The organism is Saltatorellus ferox (assembly GCA_007751475.1).
Lineage (GTDB): Bacteria > Planctomycetota > UBA1135 > UBA1135.
The window spans coordinates 668,253-685,877 of the sequence record CP036434.1; the positions used below are offsets into that span (position 1 = coordinate 668,253).

The 17,625-nt window shown below is 66.8% G+C and carries 14 protein-coding genes; 7 read left to right on the plus strand and 7 right to left on the minus strand.

Annotation, left to right across the window (positions count from 1 at the left end; genetic code table 11):
* The first annotated feature begins 5 nt into the window (after positions 1–5).
* Genes Poly30_RS02505 through Poly30_RS02535 form a run of 7 tightly spaced genes read left to right on the plus strand, consistent with a single transcriptional unit; the run spans position 6 to position 6,652 of the window.
* Positions 6–281: a flagellar biosynthetic protein FliQ gene (locus Poly30_RS02505; RefSeq protein WP_145194445.1), complete on the plus strand. Its 276-nt coding sequence runs from the start codon at positions 6–8 to the stop codon at positions 279–281.
* Entirely contained in the window at positions 278–1,123 is an 846-nt protein-coding gene (locus Poly30_RS02510; RefSeq protein ID WP_145194446.1) for a flagellar biosynthetic protein FliR, read from the plus strand. The genes Poly30_RS02505 and Poly30_RS02510 overlap by 4 nt, the downstream gene beginning before the upstream one ends.
* A gap of 1 nt (position 1,124) precedes the next feature.
* The gene (gene flhB, locus Poly30_RS02515) at positions 1,125–2,207 is read left to right on the plus strand and encodes a flagellar biosynthesis protein FlhB (RefSeq protein WP_145194447.1); all 1,083 of its coding nucleotides are present in this window, start codon (positions 1,125–1,127) and stop codon (positions 2,205–2,207) included.
* An 11-nt stretch (positions 2,208–2,218) separates the two neighbouring features.
* Positions 2,219–4,327: a flagellar biosynthesis protein FlhA gene (gene flhA, locus Poly30_RS02520; RefSeq protein ID WP_145194448.1), complete on the plus strand. Its 2,109-nt coding sequence runs from the start codon at positions 2,219–2,221 to the stop codon at positions 4,325–4,327.
* Positions 4,328–4,378: 51 nt separating this feature from the next.
* Positions 4,379–5,527, plus strand: coding sequence for a flagellar biosynthesis protein FlhF (locus Poly30_RS02525; RefSeq protein WP_145194449.1), 1,149 nt, complete (start codon positions 4,379–4,381; stop codon positions 5,525–5,527).
* Positions 5,524–6,372 carry a MinD/ParA family ATP-binding protein gene (locus Poly30_RS02530; RefSeq protein WP_145194450.1) on the plus strand — a complete coding sequence of 283 codons (849 nt, stop codon included), beginning with the start codon at positions 5,524–5,526 and terminating at the stop codon, positions 6,370–6,372. Before Poly30_RS02525 ends, Poly30_RS02530 begins: the two co-directional genes overlap by 4 nt.
* 16 nt (positions 6,373–6,388) lie before the next feature.
* Positions 6,389–6,652 carry a hypothetical protein gene (locus tag Poly30_RS02535; RefSeq protein ID WP_145194451.1) on the plus strand — a complete coding sequence of 88 codons (264 nt, stop codon included), beginning with the start codon at positions 6,389–6,391 and terminating at the stop codon, positions 6,650–6,652.
* A 193-nt stretch (positions 6,653–6,845) separates the two neighbouring features.
* Here Poly30_RS02535 and Poly30_RS02540 read toward each other — a convergent pair whose 3' ends face one another.
* The 7 genes from Poly30_RS02540 to Poly30_RS02570 all read right to left on the minus strand — a co-directional run bounded on the left by Poly30_RS02540 (position 6,846) and on the right by Poly30_RS02570 (position 17,584).
* Complete coding sequence (locus Poly30_RS02540) at positions 6,846–7,946, minus strand: glycerate kinase family protein (RefSeq protein ID WP_145194452.1); 1,101 nt, start codon at positions 7,944–7,946, stop codon at positions 6,846–6,848.
* Positions 7,947–7,976: 30 nt separating this feature from the next.
* Positions 7,977–9,881: an ATP-binding protein gene (locus tag Poly30_RS02545; RefSeq protein ID WP_145194453.1), complete on the minus strand. Its 1,905-nt coding sequence runs from the start codon at positions 9,879–9,881 to the stop codon at positions 7,977–7,979.
* Between the two features lie 203 nt (positions 9,882–10,084).
* The gene (gene katG / locus Poly30_RS02550) at positions 10,085–12,409 is read right to left on the minus strand and encodes a catalase/peroxidase HPI (RefSeq protein ID WP_145194454.1); all 2,325 of its coding nucleotides are present in this window, start codon (positions 12,407–12,409) and stop codon (positions 10,085–10,087) included.
* Between the two features lie 542 nt (positions 12,410–12,951).
* Entirely contained in the window at positions 12,952–13,752 is an 801-nt protein-coding gene (locus Poly30_RS02555; protein WP_145194455.1) for a TatD family hydrolase, read from the minus strand.
* A 56-nt stretch (positions 13,753–13,808) separates the two neighbouring features.
* Positions 13,809–14,963: a peptidase associated/transthyretin-like domain-containing protein gene (locus Poly30_RS02560; protein WP_145194456.1), complete on the minus strand. Its 1,155-nt coding sequence runs from the start codon at positions 14,961–14,963 to the stop codon at positions 13,809–13,811.
* 217 nt (positions 14,964–15,180) lie between these two features.
* The gene (locus Poly30_RS02565) at positions 15,181–16,410 is read right to left on the minus strand and encodes an SPFH domain-containing protein (RefSeq protein ID WP_145194457.1); all 1,230 of its coding nucleotides are present in this window, start codon (positions 16,408–16,410) and stop codon (positions 15,181–15,183) included.
* Positions 16,411–16,420: 10 nt separating this feature from the next.
* Positions 16,421–17,584, minus strand: coding sequence for an SPFH domain-containing protein (locus Poly30_RS02570; protein ID WP_145194458.1), 1,164 nt, complete (start codon positions 17,582–17,584; stop codon positions 16,421–16,423).
* Positions 17,585–17,625: the final 41 nt, after the last annotated feature.

Consider the following 17,625-nt stretch of genomic DNA (forward strand, 5'->3'; position numbering starts at 1 on the left):
GCGCCATGGAACTCGACCTTCACATCGTGGACCTCGCGCGCGAGCTCGTCTTCACGGTCCTCATCATCTCAGGGCCGATCATGCTCGTCGGCCTCGTCGTCGGCCTGTCGGTCAGCCTCTTCCAGGCGCTGACCTCGGTCCAGGAGCAGACGCTCTCGTTCGTGCCGAAGATGCTCGCCGTGATGTTCACGACGCTCCTCCTCCTCGCGCCCGCGCTCAAATACCTCGGCGACTACACGGCCCGACTGATCGGTCACATGACGGAGTTCGGACTCTCGTGAGCCTTACCCTGGCCATCGCCACCTCCGCGCTGTCGGCGCTCCCCGAGGGGGAGATGCAGCCCGGACTCTTCTCGAGCTTGCCCGACGGGCTGATCGAGGGTGCGGCGCTGTGCCTGACCCGCTGCGGCGCGCTGCTCCTCACGGCGCCGCTCATCGGCACCGGATCCCAGGTTTCCGGCTACAAGGTGGCGCTGGTCACGTCCGTGTCCATCGTTCTTTACATGGCCCAGGGGATGCCGCTCGTCGAGACGACGTCGGCCGTTCACTTCGGCCTGCTTCTCCTGCGTGAGATGCTGCTCGGCTTCGGCCTCGCCTTCATCCTGCACCTGACGCTCCTCGGGATCCGCATCGGGTCGGAGATGGTCGGCAACGAGATGGCCTTCACGATGGCAAGCGCCTCCGACCCCGCCAGCGGCGAGGCGCTTCCTTTGATCTCGAAGATGAACGAGACGCTGTTCTTTCTCGCGCTGCTCGCCGTGGACGGGCACCAGTGGCTGATCCGTGCGCTGGCGGAGTCCTACGAGCGGGCGCCCGTCGGCACGCTCGACTTCGGCGGTGATCTCTCCGCCGTGATTCTTCGTCTGTTCTCGGAGTTCTTCGCCTCGGGCATCGCTTTCGCGGCGCCCGTACTGGTCCTCCTGATGATGATCTCGGTACTCATCGGGCTCATCGCGCGCGCCGTTCCCCAGGTCAATGTCCTGGAGATGGGCTTCAGCCTGCGCGTTGGCGGCGGGCTTCTCGCGCTCTGCCTTCTCAGTCCCACCTTGAGCACGGCGATGACGTCGCTCCTGGAACAGCTCATGGCCGGGCTCGAAGCCGGTCTCGACGCGATCGAGGTCTGAGATGGCGGAAGGCGATTCAGGCGACAAGACAGAGGAAGCGACGGGCAAGCGCCTGAGCGACGCTCGGGACAAGGGCCAGGTGGCGATGTCGACCGAGCTGGTCGGCGGGCTCATGCTCGCGGCCTCCATCGGCTCGATGCTGATGCTGGGCAAGGGACTCACCGGTGCGGCCGGAGGGTTGCTCGTCACCAGCTTCGACAGCATGGCCGCGCTCGCGCGCGAGGAACTGACCGCAGGCGACTTTTCGGCGCTGATGAGCAACTCCGTGACTGGCATGGTCACAGCATTGGCCATGCTTCTCGTGCCTGTTCTGCTGGTGGGCTTCGTGGCGGGCTACGGCCAGGTCGGATTCCTGATCACGCCCAAGGCAATCGGATTCGATCCGGCGAAACTCAGCATGGTCTCCGGGGCCAAGAAGGTCTTCGGAACCCGCGGCGCAGTCCGCACGGGGCTGGGATTGCTCAAGATCATCCTGATCGGCACGACGATCGTGACGGTGGCCATGTGGCAGCTTCCAGTGATCTCGGCCGTGGCGGGAACGGATGCGAGGCAGGTCGTGCGCGCCATCGGTCACACCTTCCTTCTCGCCGCGAGCGCGGGAGTGGTCGTGATCGTGGCTCTCTCGCTGATCGACTTCGTGTACCAGCGCTACCAGCACTCCAAGGACATGCGCATGAGCAAGAAGGAAGTGCGTGACGAGGCCAAGAACAGCGAGGGCGATCCCCAGGTCAAAGCGCGGATTCGCCAGGTGCAGCGCGAGATCGCCTCGCGCCGGATGATGGACGACGTGCCGAAGGCCACGGTCGTGATCACCAACCCGACGCACTATGCGGTGGCGCTGCGCTACGAGGACGGGCGCGATGCCGCGCCGACCGTGGTCGCGAAGGGGCTTGATCAAGTCGCGCTGCGAATCCGTGCGCTCGCCACGGAGTCGAAGGTGATGATCGTGGAGGAGCCGCCGCTGGCGCGCGCGCTTCACCGCTCGTGCGAGATCGGTGACGCCGTGCCAGAACATCTCTTCGAGGCGGTCGCCAAGATCCTTGCCTACGTCTACCGCATGGAGGGCCGGGCCGTTTCGGCCTGAGCTAGCGTTCGATGGCGAACACTCCCTCACGCAAGGACCTGACCGGCGGCGCGCGCCTCCGGAACATGAGCGACTGGTTCCTGGGCTTCGGTGTCCTGGGACTCATGCTGACGCTGGTGGCGCCGCTGCCGCCGATGGCGCTCGATCTGCTGCTCGCGCTGAACCTCTCGGGTGCGGTCATGCTGCTCATGCTGACGATGCATGCGCGGGACGCGACCGAGCTGACCACGTTCCCGACCATCCTGCTGTTCGCGACCCTCTTCAGGCTCGGCTTGAACGTGGCGAGTACGCGCCTCATTCTGACGGGCGGCGAGGCTGGCAGCGTCATCCAGGCGTTCGGGCAGTACGTGACCGGCGACAACCTTGGCGTGGGTCTCGTCGTGTTCCTCGTGCTGATCATCATTCAGTTCGTCGTGATCACGAAGGGTTCTGGCCGGGTCAGTGAGGTGGCGGCGCGCTTCGTACTCGATGCCATGCCCGGCAAGCAGATGGCGATCGACGCCGATCTCAACGGCGGTCTCATCGACGCGGATGAAGCGCGAGACCGGCGGATGAGTGTGGCGCGCGAGGCCGAGTTCTACGGGGCCATGGACGGTGCGTCGAAGTTCGTGCGCGGTGACGCGGTCGCGGGCCTGATCATCACGGGTCTCAACCTCGTGGGGGGGATTGCCATCGGCGCCTCCGGCGGGATGTCGATCGGCCAGGCTGTCGATCAGTTTTCGAAGCTGACCATCGGTGATGGCCTCGTCAGCCAGATCCCGGCGCTCCTGATCTCGACGGCGGCCGGTGTGCTCGTCACGAAGGACTCGAGCGATGTCGGGCTCGGGCCCAATCTGGCAAATCAGATGGGCGCACGGCCCAAGGCGACGCTCATCGCCGCGGCGACGATCTTCGCGATCGGGCTGCTGCCGGGCATGCCGAAGCTACCGTTCTTCATCCTCAGCACGGCGCTCGTGCTGATGTGGCGCAGCGGGCAAGCCGCCGAGGATGCGCGGGATCTCGCGGTGGTGGAGAAGGCAGAGGCCGCCCAGGCCGAGGCTTCGCCCGCCCCCACGGACGAAGAGGAGGTGGCAGAGCTTCTGAAGGTGGACCGCGCGAGCCTGGAGATCGGCTATCAGCTGATCCCCATGGTCCAGGACAGCTCGGGATCGGGGATCCTGGATCACATCGCGCAGCTGCGCAGGCGCTTCGCGCTCAAGGAAGGCGTGGTGCTGCCGCCGGTGCGGATCCGCGACAACATCAAGCTTGGACCGAAGTCGTATCGCGTGCTGGCCGGCGGTCAGGAGATCGCGGCGGGGGAGGTCGAGCCGACGCTCTTCATGGCGATGGATCCGGGGACGGCGGCCGCGAAGATCAAGGGAAAGGCCGCTGTGGACCCCGCGTTCGGCCTGCCCGCCGTGTGGATCGATGCGTCGAAGCGCGACGAGGCCGAGATCCTTGGCTACACCGTGATCGATCCGACGAGCGTGCTCGTCACGCACCTGTCCGAGGTGCTGCGCGGCGCGCTGCCGGAGCTGATCACGCGCGATGACGTCAAGGACCTGATCGCGAACGCCAAGGCGATCGCGCCGGCCGTGGTGGAGGAGCTGATTCCCGACAGGCTCGGGATTGGTGAGATCCAGCAGGTGCTGCGAAACCTCCTGGCCGAGGGCGTCGCCATCCGCAACATGCCCGCGATCCTCGAGACGCTCAGCGACAACGCGCCAAGGACGCGCGACGTCGAGACGCTTACCGAACTGACGCGCCAGCGACTCGGGCGAGCGCTGTGCGAACAGTACGCCGATTCGAACGGCACGATCCATGCGATCACCCTCGATCCGTCGATCGAAGCGCAGCTTGCGGCTGCCGTTGGGCGCTCGAACGATCCCGACGCGAGCACCATCGGGCCCGCGTATCTGACGCGTCTGGTCGAAGAGATCGGGCAGTCGCTCGGGCTGGCGTCGCAGTCCGGTAAGAACGTGGTCGTGCTCGTGCGCTCGGGCATCCGACGTTTCTTGGCCGAGCTCGTGCGTTCGTCGCTGCCGAAGACAGCGGTGCTTTCCTTCAACGAGGTCGTTCCCGCTCGATCGGTCGACACCGTTTCCGTGGTGCGGATGAAAGAGTCCGCGCCGGCGGCCTGATCTTGCTCCTCCCAACCCTGATCCCTCCATTCTCCAGGAACCCACTCCGCCATGTCCACGCCACCAGAATCCGCCGTCGCGCACGCTGTCGTTGCGCCGCTCGTCCCACCAGTCGCGTCGCCGCGCGCGAAGGACTCCCTTCAGATCGTGACGGGTCGCACCATGCGCCAGGCGCTGATGACGGCGCGTGCCACGTTCGGCGAGAAGTCGGTGGTCGTGGATCAGGTCACGTCACCCGGGCGGGTGACGCTCGCGGTGTCGACGCGGATTCCGCGGAGCACGGAGGCGCTCCGCGAGATGAGGCGCGAGGCGGGCGTGCTGCTGAAGGCGGCGACCGCGACGAAGCCGGAAGCATCTGCTGGTGCGCAGGTGCCAGCGACGGTGGTCTCGCATCCGTCGGTGACGGGGCGCCCGCAGCGCACGCCGCTGGCGGACGTGGAGCGGCGCCTGCGTGAACATGGTGCGTCGAAGAAGATGCGGGAAGCGGTTCTGGAGGGGATCGTGAAGGTGGACGTGGAGGGCGCCCATCCCATGGATCTGGCGGCGGATGAGATTGCGAAGCACTTCGACGTGGCGACCTTGCCGTTGCCGCGGGGAGAGACGGCGGTCGTGGCGCTTCTCGGGCACACCGGTGTGGGCAAGACGACAACGCTGGCGAAGCTGGCTCTGCGGATGGCGCGCGCGGGGCGCAAGGTGGCGCTGGCGACGCTCGACGCGGATCGCGTGGGCGGGGTAGCGCAGATCAAGGCCTACGGGGAGCTGCTACGGATCCCGAGCATGGCGCTGCGGGACCCGGTGAGGCTGGCGAACCAGCTGGCGCTGGAGCCCGGACGATTTGACGTGGTGCTGGTGGACGGAACGGGGGACGTGCAGAAGGATGTCGAGTCGCTGCTGGCACTCGGGGACGCTTGCGATGCGGCCTCGGCGAAGATCCAGCTGGCGACGCTCGTTGTCCTGCCCGCGACGGCGTCGGCGGCGGCGATGGAATCCACGACGGCCATCGCGGCGCCGCTGGCGCCGCTGGGGGCGGTCGTCACGAAGCTGGATGAGGCGCAGCAGCCGCTTCCGGCACTGGAGCATGCGAGGGCGAGCGGACTGGGCCTGGCGTTCCTGACGAACGGGCCGGACCTGGGCCCGCACTTCTTCCGCGCGAACAAGGAGCGATTCGCGGACCTCGCGCTGATCGGGAGGATCGGATGAGCGCTTTCAAGAAGACACCGTTCGTCCTCGTGACGGGCGGCAAGGGCGGCGTCGGCAAGACGACGGTCGCGGGAAACCTGGGCGTCGAGCTGGCCCGGACGGGGCGGCGCGTCCTGCTGGTGGACCTCGATCTGGGCCTTTCGAATCTCGACGTCCTGTTCGGGCTGTCGGTGGGGGAGCCGCGGATCGACCGCGCCCTGGCTGGCGAATGCAGCGTCCAGGAATGCATCGTGGAGGGCCCCGCGGGCATCCATCTCCTCCCCGCTTCATCGGGTGAAGAGTCGATGGCCCAGCTCTCGTCGGACCGTCGAGCCAAACTTGCGGCCCTGATCGAAGAGATCGCGCCGTCCTATGATCTGATCATCGGAGACAGTGCGGCCGGGATCGGCCCGGATGTCCTGGGCTTCGCCTCGGTCGCGGACCGCGTCTTCATCGTGACGACGCCGGAGCTGGCGGCCCTGACCGACGCCTATGGCCTCATCAAGGCGCTGGACCAGTTCGGAGCGCGGACCGCCGTGGATATTCCCACTCCCGAGGTCATCGTGAACCATGCGAGCGGCGTCGAGGAGGGCAAGGCGGTGGCCTCGAAGCTCCGGACGATCTGCGAGCGTTTCCTGGCCCGGTCACCGCGCCAGGCGGGCTGGCTCCCGCGTTCTGTCCATATCGAGCGCTGCTCCTCTCACCAGTCCCCGTTCGCACTCACGCCCAAGCGGGCGCTGGAGCAGCTCTGCATCAGTCAGATCGCGAGCCGCCTCACCCATCTGGCGCCGCCTCCGCCGGCATCACCATCGCGCTCCAACCCCGACCTGATTCCCTCCTTGACGCCGGTCCCCCGTCTAGGCTGAGTCGTCCCCTTCCACCATGTCGAATCAAGCGAACGAACGAATCGAGGTGAGCCCGATCGCCCTGGCGCAAGCCTGGCGAGCGGTGGGTCACAGAATCGCCGTCATCGCCGGCTCGGCCACGGCGTTCCTCTCCCTCCTCCAGCACACCCCGGTCCACGTGGCGTCCTTCCGAGGCGCCCTGGTCTGGACCGCCGTCCTGACGACCACGTCGCTCGGAGCCTGGCTCGCCCAAAAAACCTGGAACGCCCCTCCCCCCGACCCCACCCCCGAAGACTCCTGACCCCAAGCCGACACAAACGGACCAGGTGCGTTCATTCCGATACAAACGGACCAGGTGCAGTTGTTCCGGAACAACTGCACCTGGTCCGTTTGTACCGGAATGAACGCACCTGGTCCGTTTGTGTCGGCTCGGGCGTCAGGGGGGGCAGCTCATCTCGTGGAAGCGCTTCATGGAGAGGCTTCCGTTGCGTGCGTCATGCTGGAGGTGGAGATTGCGACATCATTCGCTTCGTCGCCTCGGTCAGCAGGGTGGTGGCTTGGCGTATCAGCGTTTCTAGCGGTAGCCCGCTCTCGTCCAGGCTCGCGCAGGCCTGGAACAGGCCCGCGGATCGGACATCTCCTGTGATTCGGCCGCCGACGGCGTAGGCTGGTCGGCCCAGGGACGTCGCCATCTGCGCCACGCCGACCGGACCCTTTCCGTCCAGCGACTGCGCGTCCATCGATCCCTCGCCCGTGATGACGAAGTCGGCCTCTTGGATGCGGCGCTTCAGGTCCAGCGCCTCCGCCACCAGCTCGAAGCCGGATCGCAGCTCCGCGCCCAGGAAGTGCATCAGGCCGAAGCCCAGGCCGCCCGCGGCGCCCGCGCCCGGTCGCTTCGCCGTCGCGTAGGCGCCTGTCACCTCGACCAGCCGCGCGAGATGCCGCTCGAGTTCTCGCCTTTCCGCCTCGCTGGCTCCCTTCTGCGCTCCGAAGACCGCCGTGGCTCCCTTCGGGCCAAGCAGAGGGTTCGTCACATCACTCGCGACCTGGATCGGTGGCACGGCCACCAGGCCTGTCGCGTCGAATCCGGCGAGCTCGCCCCATGCGGACGGCCACGGATCGAGCGTTCGTCCGCGTCCATTCACCGGAGAAATCCCAAGCGCACTCGCCATCCCCACCCCACCGTCGTTCGTGGCGCTTCCGCCCAGTCCGATCAGGATGCGACTCACTCCGCGCTGTCTGGCAGCATGACGCAGCATCTCACCCGTCCCGAAGGTAGAGGCGCGCAGCGGGGAGCGTTCGTCCGGATGGACATGCAGGAGCCCGCTCGCGGCCGCCATCTCCATCACCGCGACTCCGGCGTCCGTCACCGCATACCGCGCTCGAATCGGTCGACCGAGAGCGTCCGACACATCCGCCGTTACCCAGCGCCCGGAGAGTGCGGCGCACATCGTCTCCGTGAAGCCCTCTCCGCCATCTGCGATCGGGCAGAGATCGACCTCATATCCAGCCGGGAGACCAGCCGCGATCGCACTCGCCGCTTCGAGGGCGGTCAGCGATCCCTTGAACTTGTCGTTGGCGATGAGGCAGCGCATGGCGCGGCGCAGCCTACCGCATCCACGGGCTCACGCGGCTTCTTCGAGCGCAACCGCCGGCTCGTGGGGAGCAAAAAAGCGTCCCGGAAGATGCTCATGGAGTGCGCTCACGAGTTCGTCCTGCGTGATCGGCTTGAGCAGGCAAGCGTTCATCCCGGCCGCGCGGGCCACGTCACCGATCTCGTCACCCGCGCTACCCGATAGGGCGAGAATCGGTACGTCCGCGGCTCCATGCACGTCGAGAGCACGGATCGAACGCGTCGCCTCGTAGCCGTCCATGACGGGCATCTGGCAGTCCAGCAGGATGAGATCATAGGCACCCTTGCGGAACGCCTCGACCGCCTGGGCGCCGTCCTCCACCAGAGTGCCCTCGAGTCCGATGCGCTCCAGCATCCTTTGCAGGACGCGTCGATTGACGACCTGGTCGTCCGCAGCCAGGACGCGGATTCCAGATCCTTCGAAGAGCTTCGCCTTCGCAGAGGCGCTCTTCGCCGCCTGACTGTTCGCATCCTCCGCTGCGTTCCTCGCCGCCGGGACCTCGAAGGGGATCTCGACGACGAAGCTGGAGCCGACGCCCACCTCGCTCTCCGCGCGCAGCTCTCCCCCCATGCGCTCGACGAGCTGAGCCACGATCGAGAGCCCGAGTCCGGTACCGCCATGCTCCCGCTGCGTGCTCGCGCTGGCCTGGTGGAAGGGCTTGAACACATGCTCGAGAGTTTGGGCGTCCATTCCTGATCCGGTATCCCTGACCGACAGACGGAACCATGTCCGTCCCACCGACTCGCGGGGAATGGACTCCACCACGATCGTCACGGACCCCCCTTGCGTGAACTTGATGGCGTTGCTCGCGAGGTTCAGGAGTACCTGACGTATCCGAAGCGGATCGCCGATCACGGTTGCCTCGTGCACCCTGGCGTCGAGATCGAACCGCAGCCCCTTTGCAGAGGCCGTGTGGCCGATCATGCTCACCACTTCGCGCCCGAGGACCACGAGGTCGAGTGGGACCAGCTCCAGGCTCAGCTCTCCCTGTCTCGCCTTGGCGAGGTCGAGGATGTCGCCGATCACGCCGAGCATCTGGTCGCCCGAGTTCCGGATCACCTCGAGCGAATCCTGTTGCTCCGAACTCAGCTCGGACTCCCCGAGCTCGTTGACCATCCCGATGATCCCATGGAGCGGAGTCCGCAGTTCATGGCTGACGGCGGCAAAGAACATCTCGCGGGCCCTTTCTTCGCGGTGCAATTCCGACTGGGTTCGGAGCAGGTCCTCCGTCTGCTCTGCGAGCACGTGATTGGTGACGATTTGAAGCGCGTAGTTTCGATGCATGTGACGGGTGAAGCCCACCACGAAGCAGAGGATGACGGCGAGCCCCATGCCGTTGGCGGTGGCGTGGGGCTCCGGCTGCAGAATCAGCGCCACAGCCGTCGGCGCCACGAGCGCGGTCACGTAGCTGAGGGCCAGGCGCAACGAAGGCGCCATGGTCGCGCTACCGATTCCCGCCATGGTCACGAGCCCGTAGATGGCGCCGGAGAATCCCAGCGAATGCGAGTCGGCGACGCCCAGTGTCGCCGTCGCGACGGACCAGAGCAGGCCGGCCAAGGTGAGCTGCGCGGACAGGCGAAGTCGCCAAGAGCGCCCGTCTGGCTCGAGCCCCTTCCTGAACCGGTGGATCAGGCGAAGCCGCAACCCCCCGAGCGCGACGAAGGCGCCCAGCATCGTCCAGAAGAGCTGCGGATGATCCACGTGGATCTTGGTGACGAAAGCGATCGCAAGCCAGGCTCCCACGTAGGCGAACGAACCCCCGAACACGCCATTCGCGAGGTCCCGATTGACGCTGTCCTGGATCCCAGGGATCTGCTTGAAGTCGACCGTGCACTTCGCACGTCTTGCGCGGTCGATCTCGCGGAGCGTCGTGGTGGGTGCGTGGGAAGAGAGCATCTAGAGTGCGCGACTCGGCCGGTGGCTGCCTATCGACCGGTGCTCTCCCCAATCTGTGTACGGATCTCTCCGAATGCACCGGAAACGTCAGGCGTCTCGACGTGGTCCACCGATGCCCCAACGGACAAGAGCCCGCCGGCTGCTCGCAACGCAAGCAGGCCAGCGGGCTCTCGATCCGGGATCCCTGCGGATCCTCTAGCCCATCAGTTCAGGTCGAAGCGATCGAGGTTCATCACCTTCGTCCAGGCGGCCACGAAGTCGTCCACGAACTTCTGCTTGGCGTCCTCCGAGGCATAGACCTCGGCGATCGCGCGGAGCTGGGAGTTCGAGCCGAAGACGAGGTCGACGGCCGTGGCCGTGTACCTCGGCTCGCCGGTCGCACGATCCACGCCTTCATACATGTTCTCGCCCTTGGACGAAGGCTTCCACTTCGTGTCCATGCGCAGGAGGTTCACGAAGAAGTCGTTCGTCAGCTGGCCCGGACGATCCGTGAAGATGCCGTGCTTTGTGCCGCCATGGTTCGCGCCAAGCGCGCGCATCCCACCCACGAGAACGGTCATCTCGGGCGCGGTCAACGTCAGCTGGTTCGCGCGGTCGACCAGCGCCTCCTCTGGACGGCGACGGTTCCCGCTCGCCACGTAGTTCCGGAAGCCATCGGCGGCCGGCTCCAGGACCGCAAAGCCTTCGACGTCCGTTTGCTCCGGCGTCGAATCCGCGCGACCCGGAGTGAACGGCACGTTCACGCTATAGCCGGCTTCCTTCGCGGCCGCCTCGACCGCCGCAGAACCCCCGAGAGCGATCATGTCGGCCATCGAGATCATCTTTCCGCCGGTCTGCTTCCCGTTGAAGTCCGACTGGATCTTCGCGAGAGTGCTCAGCACGTTCGCCAGCTTCGCCGGCTCGTTCGCGGGCCAGTCCTTCTGCGGCGCAAGACGAAGACGTCCACCGTTGGCTCCACCCCGCTTGTCGCTGTCGCGGAACGTCCCGGCCGAGGCCCAAGCCGTCGTGACGAGCTGCGGAATCGTGAGGCCCGAGGCGAGAATCTCGCCCTTGAGCATCTCGATGTCACGTGCGTTCACAAGCGGGTGGTTGACGTCCGGAATCGGGTCCTGCCAGATCCGCGGCTCGGCAACTTCCGGCCCCAGCAGGCGCGACACCGGACCCATGTCCCGGTGCATCAGCTTGTACCATGCGTTCGAGAACGCTTCGGCCAGCTGGTCCGGGTTCTCGTAGAAGCGTCGGGAGATCGGCTCGTAGATGGGATCCATCTTGAGGGCGAGGTCCGTCGTGAACATCATCGGCATGTCGAACTCCTTCGAGTCGTGCGCGTCCGGGATGTTCGCGACCGCGTCCTTCGCGACCCACTGGTGACCGCCAGCCGGGCTCTTGGTCAGCTCCCAGTCGTAGCTGAACAGGTTGTCGAAGTACCCGTTCGACCACTGCGTCGGCGTCGAGGTCCAGGTGACCTCCAGACCGCTGCTGATCGTGTCCTTACCGTGGCCGCTCCCGTAGGTGCTGTTCCAGCCAAGACCCTGCATCTCCAGCGGCGCGCCCTCCGGATCGGGGCCGACGGTACCCTCGGGGCTCGCCGCACCGTGCGACTTCCCGAAGGTGTGCCCGCCCGCGATCAGCGCGACCGTCTCCTCGTCGTTCATACCCATCCGACCGAACGTCTCGCGGATGTCCTTGGCGGCCGCCAGCGGATCCGGCCTTCCGTCCGGACCCTCCGGGTTCACGTAGATGAGCCCCATCTGCACCGCCGCGAGCGGGTTGTCGAGCTCACGATCGCCCGAGTAGCGCTCGTTCGCCAGCCACTCCCCCTCGGGTCCCCAGTAGATGTCGTTCTGAGGTTCCCAGACGTCGACGCGACCACCACCGAAGCCCTTCGTCTTGAGCCCCATGGAGTCGAGCGCGACGTTGCCGGTCAGAACCATGAGGTCCGCCCACGAGATCTTCTGTCCGTACTTCTGCTTGATCGGCCAGAGCAGACGACGCGCCTTGTCGAGGTTGACGTTGTCCGGCCAGCCGCTCAGCGGCGCGAAGCGCTGCGTGCCGTCCGAAGCACCGCCGCGGCCGTCGCCTTCGCGGTACGTGCCCGCGCTGTGCCAGGCCATCCGGATGAAGAAAGGTCCGTAGTTGCCCCAGTCGGCAGGCCACCAGTCCTGGGAATCGGTCAGGAGCGCCTTGATGTCGGCCTTCACGGCGGCCAGGTCGAGCTTGGCGAACTCCTTGGCGTAGTCGAATTCCTCGCCCAGTGGATTGGCCTTGGCGGAGTTCTGCGCAAGGATCTCGAGCTTAAGGTGGCCTGGCCACCAGTCATCGTTCTCCATGACGTCATCGGGCTCGGGCGTGTAGCTTTCGCCCATGACCGGGCAGCTCCCGATGTTGGCGCCCGCGGCGGCGCCGGACTTGACGCTGGCTTCTGCTCTGGTGGCGTCCATGGCGGTCTCCTGGGTCGAGGCGCACGAGGCTGCGCCGAGCACCAGGAGGCTCGTAAAGAGGTGAGCGGATGGGGTCTTCAGGTTCATGGTTTTCACTGGTGGTTCCGTGGTGATCGATGGAAGCGCTCGATGGAGATGAACTCCGGCCTGGAGGCAGGCGGCCGTGGACTGGTTGTCACACCGGTACTGATGCGCTACGAGAGAACACTAGGGCCAAGCAAGGGTTCGGACAAGGCGCAAGAGTCGAGGTCGCGCCCGCTGCGATGACGGGTGAATGACTCTGATATGCGCGCCTTATCGCAATCGTGAACCACGGGGCAGGAAGGGCGACATCGCTGGATCGGGCGGCCACGTGCGAGCGCACCGAAACGCGGGCGATTCAGGTTTTTTGAGCTCGCCCGCCGCTGTTCAGGTGGGCTGGAACACCCGGATCGTTGCACCTTTCGTGAGGACCGCATCGCTGGAAGGAGTCGGCACGGTCAGGACGGCGACCGCGCGTCCTTCGCCTGACTTCGTAGATCGACGCGCCATCCTGCGTACTTGGCTCTACTGCGTCTGATCGACCGAGTCTGCGTCGTCGGTCACCACGCCGATCGAGCCGCTCGCCAGGAAGGTCGCCAGCGGCTCGCTCATCGCCCGCCTGCGGTCAGAGCGAAGAAGTGTCGTGCATTCGCGGTCGAGAGTGCCGCGACCTCTTCGATCGCCTGGCCGCGCAGTTCGGCGACGGCCCTGGCCACCTCGATCATGTGCATCGGCTCGTTGCGACGCGACTTCGGTCGCGGCCGGATCGACTGGGGCATCAGGTAGGGCGCGTCGGTCTCCAGGAGCAGTCGCTCGTCGGGGATCAGAGGAACCGCGCGTCGGAGGGCATCGCCGCGCCTGGCATCGGTGACCCAGCCCGTGATCCCGAGGTAGCAGCCGAGTTCGAGGTAGGCCTCCGCCTCGGCCGGTCCGTCCGTGAAGCAGTGCACGACCGCTCCTCCGCCGAGATCGGGCCACGCGTCCTTCAGCGTGCTGAAGAACTCGTCGTGGGCGTCGCGCTGGTGCAGGAAGACGGGCAGGCTCGTCTCGGCAGCGATCCCGAGCTGCGCGGAGTACGCGGCCCGTTGAGCCTCGGGCTCGCTGAAGTTGCGGTTGAAGTCGAGTCCGCACTCTCCGACGGCGACGACCTTCGAGTCCGCACAGAGCTTGCGAATCGTGATCGCGGAGCTGTCGCTCCAGGTCTTCGCATCGTGGGGATGAACGCCCGCGGTGCACCACAGATCGTCGGCGCCCCTGGCGATCTCGAGCGCGCGGAGGCTCCCTGCGAGGCTCGTCCCGGTGATCACCATCCCGGCGACGTCCGCCGCGCGTGCGCGAGCCATGACGTCATCGAGGTCCTTCTTGAACTGCTGGCTCCCGAGGTTCACTCCGATGTCGATGAGTTCCATCGCGGGGAGTCTACAGAAACCGTGGCGGCACCCGCGGGTGCGAGCACGGCAGGGGACTACCTGAGCACGATCTCGACGTCGGTGGTTCCAGCGTCGAAGGGACCTGCGAGCTGGCTCGGGGCCGGGCTTTCCTTCTCGGGGCCAGCGTCGCGGTCGCGCGGGTCAGAGCGTGGGGCCTTCCCGCGTGCGCCACGGCGGCGGCTCCCGCTGGCCACAGGACTCACGGAGAGCTCGTAAGAGCGGTCCATCAGACCCCGAATCTCGAAGCGGCCGTCGCGGTCGGTCTTCCCCATCCTTCTCGCGACGTCGAGAGCGTGTTCGAGGTATCCGCCGCGGCCGTCGGGGGTTCCGGTGCTGAGGCTCACCGTGTGACCTGCCAACGGTTCACCCCGGGAGTCCACGAGGCGTCCGCGGAGGGTCTTGGTCGGTTCACCCAGGATCAGTTCCAGGGGCGCATCGGATGGGCTGCCTCCGTCGGTGGCCGGCAGGTGCAGGACCAACGGCTGCAGGCCGCGCTTCATCGCGACGAGCGGCGTGTTCTCGAAGTCCGCCTGTTCCGGGACCTGAAGCGAGAAGGACCCGTCCTTCGAGGCCCGAGTCTCGGCGGCGCCGAGGAAGACGAGCGAAGCGCCAGCCGGATGCCCATCGCCGGTGAGGACGACTCCGTGGATTCGCAAGGCCCGCCTCGGGAGCACGACGTCGGCGTGGGTTCCCATCAGCCCCGCTGCGGCCAGCGAACGGCTCTCATGGCCCGGCGCGCTGACGAGGAGGATGGCCGTTCGGTGATCCTGCACGCTCTTGATGGAGGCGTTACCGTCGGTGCCTGCGACGGCGCTCCTGGCGAAGGTCGCTCCCTGATCGCCGATCGGAAAGGAGAGCGTGATCGTCGCGCGCGGGATCGGCAGGAGGTCCGGGTCGAGCACGCGCACGGTCAGGCAGCTGGTCTCGAACTCGTCCGAGGGAGGAGCCGCCTCCCCCGAGGGCGACCCGGCCGTCGAGGCTGGCCGGGAAAACCGGATCGCGGTGAGCGGCGCCGCCATGCGTGGCTTCAGCGAGATCGAGGAGGACGTTGCGCCTGGATCGGCATCCGCAGCCGCGACGATCTGGACGGTCTCGATCCTGGGGGCGCTGCCTCGCGCTGTGAGCCAGAGGGCTCCGGCGAGGAGGGCCATGCTGCAAACGGCAGCGCTCGAGATACGAAGGTCGATCATGGGGGGGACAGCAGCCGCGGACCGCCTTCATGGAGGATCGGGCGGTTCGATCGCGGACTTGAGGGCACACCGACGAAATGGCGAGGAGCCCAGGGCGACTCGCGCGCTGTCCGACGCAGCATGAGCGACCACCCCAATGCCCGACCAAGCCATCTGGATGATGGCTCGAAAGCCAGATCTGGAGTCGAATGGCGCTCCTCCGCGAATCGCTGTTTGTCTACTGATGTCCTTCACCCAGCAGTAGCTCGATGAGCGCGTCCAGGTCCAGCACCGACGGTACATTGGGGTTGTTCGCGTCCAGCTTCACCGTGGTGAACTTCAGGTTGGAGGCGGCTTCCCGCGCGACCATCACGCGGCCGCCTTCCGACTCCAGGGCTTCGTTCAAGAGCTGCTCGCGTAGCGCCTCTGCCTCGTCCAGCTTCAGACGGCCGGTCGTGAGCGCCTTCTCGTAGAGGTTGCTGGCGGCGGTCTTGCGCTCGAAAGCGTACTGCGACGCGGCGGATTCGACCTCGCGAACCTCCGCGCGTAGGCCGATCCGCTCCTGCTCGATCTCGAAGTCCAGCTCGGCCGCGCGCGCCGCTTCGAGGCTCCCGACGATCTCCTGCTCGGTCAGGAGTTCGTAGTTTCGCTCGTCCCGCCTGGCGAGCATCGCGTCCGTCAGGATGCGCTGCTCGAGCAGCTTCTGCTCCATCATCTCCACCTCGAACTCCGGCGGGAACCAGGTCGAGGAGATCTGGAGATCGAGCGGCTCCAGATGGAACGGCGCGAGTGCGGCGCGGATGCCGATGAGGGCGGTGGTTCGAACGCGCTCTCTCGCCGCGACGCTCGACCATTCCTCGCGGCGCAGAGATCCGAGCGCGTCCAGGAGAACTCTCTCGATGGCAGCGCGCGCGAGGTCCGGATACGTCGAGCGAATCCCCTCCTCGACGAGACGGTGCCCGCTGCCTTCGATGATCCGGTAGGGGACACTGGCGCCGACGCGAACCTCCAGATCGTCCGGAGTGCGCAGCTCGAGCGAAGGGAACCCGTTGCCCTCGCTCTCCATGCCGAATCGGGCGAAGTGGATCCTGCGGTCCAGTCGATGGAGTGTCCTCACGCCCGGGACGACGAAGCGTTTGGAAGGGCCGAGGTCCTCGGGCACGATGCCCGCTTCTCCGCCCCAATCCCTCTGGATCACGCCGATCTCGGTCGGGAGGACGGTTTGCGTCGTGGCGCGCAAGGCCGCGACCGAGAGGCAAGCGACGACAGCGGCGACGGCGCCCGTTCGTACGAGGGACGCGATGGGGCGGAGCGTGGCGCGCAAGCCTGCGCTGTACCACGTCGCGCGCGCGGCCCGACGCCCCGCGCGGAGGACGACGGGAGTGGCGCGTCGGAGGCCGACGGACACGGCGCGAAAGACCGAAGCGGCGCCGCGCGCTGCCTTCTCGAGATACGGTTGAATCTTCATGGTGGAGTGATCAGAGGTTGCGGCTCGCCTTTCTTGCCCTGTCGTCCGCCGGATGCTCGAGGGGAGCGATCTCGAACTTCACGTTCTTGAGGCTCTCGACGAGCGCCTTGCGGACGGCCATGCTGCCTTCGGCGGCCAGCGCCTCGGCGCGGGCCAGGACGCCTGCGGCCTCGGCCTCGTACTTCGCGACGAGAGCATCGGCCTGGCTCGTGCGCTCCAGTCGCTCGCGTTCTCCTGCGCGGATCCTGGCCTCGTACGCGAAGTCAGCGGAACTCCGCTCCACGTAGGCACTTTGCCTGGCGGCGGCCAGCTCCCCGGCGATCTTCGTACGCATTCGCGTCCGCTCCAGCGCCTTGTCGCGCTCCAGCTTCGCGATCCGGTCGGCGCGGGACGCGCGAAGTTGCTGGAGCTCCTGCGTGATCTTCTGGGCTTCCTGCTCGGCGACCTGGCGCCGCTGGATGACAAATTCGTACTTCTTCGGGAACGCAGGCGACGAGATCGTGAGCTCCAGCACCCTGAGTCCGTGTGGCTCGAGCGCGGTATCGAGGCGTCGAGTGGCGTCGAGTCGCGCCGCGCGCAGGTTCTCCTGACGGACGATCTCCTCCGCGGTGTAGAGTCCGAGCGCATCCCGCAGGCAGGCTCGCGCATAGGCGTCGATGACGCCGTGACGCCAGGCGTGGTCGCCCCCCGAGGTTCGGAGCACGTCCCACGCACGTTCCGGGCGGGGGGCGTACTGGATCCGGACATCCTCGAACCAGGCGTTGGAGCCGTCCGCAGCCCGCACACCGAGCCGGGGAACCTGGTGGTCACCGACGAGTTCGTTCCCGGTCATCCGGTACTCGGCCGGCGTCTTGATGACGCTGTACCCGTCCTCGAGGAAGGGCCTGATGACGCGATAGCCCGGCGTGTCGTCGAGCGTGACGGTGCCATCGAACGCGTGAACGATGGCGGCAACCGTGCGGTCTTCGACCTTGAAGACGGTGCCGGTGCTCGAGGTCGCGTTGAGCCAGTACGCGACGGCCAAGGCGGCGAGGCCGAGGCCGAGCATCCACTCCAGCCAGGACGGCGTGAGCCGCGGGGGGCGACCGGGGGTTCTCGGGCCTGTGCGGCGACCGGAGCCGTGCTGGCCGGGCCGCAAGGGCGGGGGGGACGGGAAGTGATTGGGGTCGGTCATCGTGGGTGAAGCCAGGGTGGGTTGCTGGGGCTGTCTTCCTC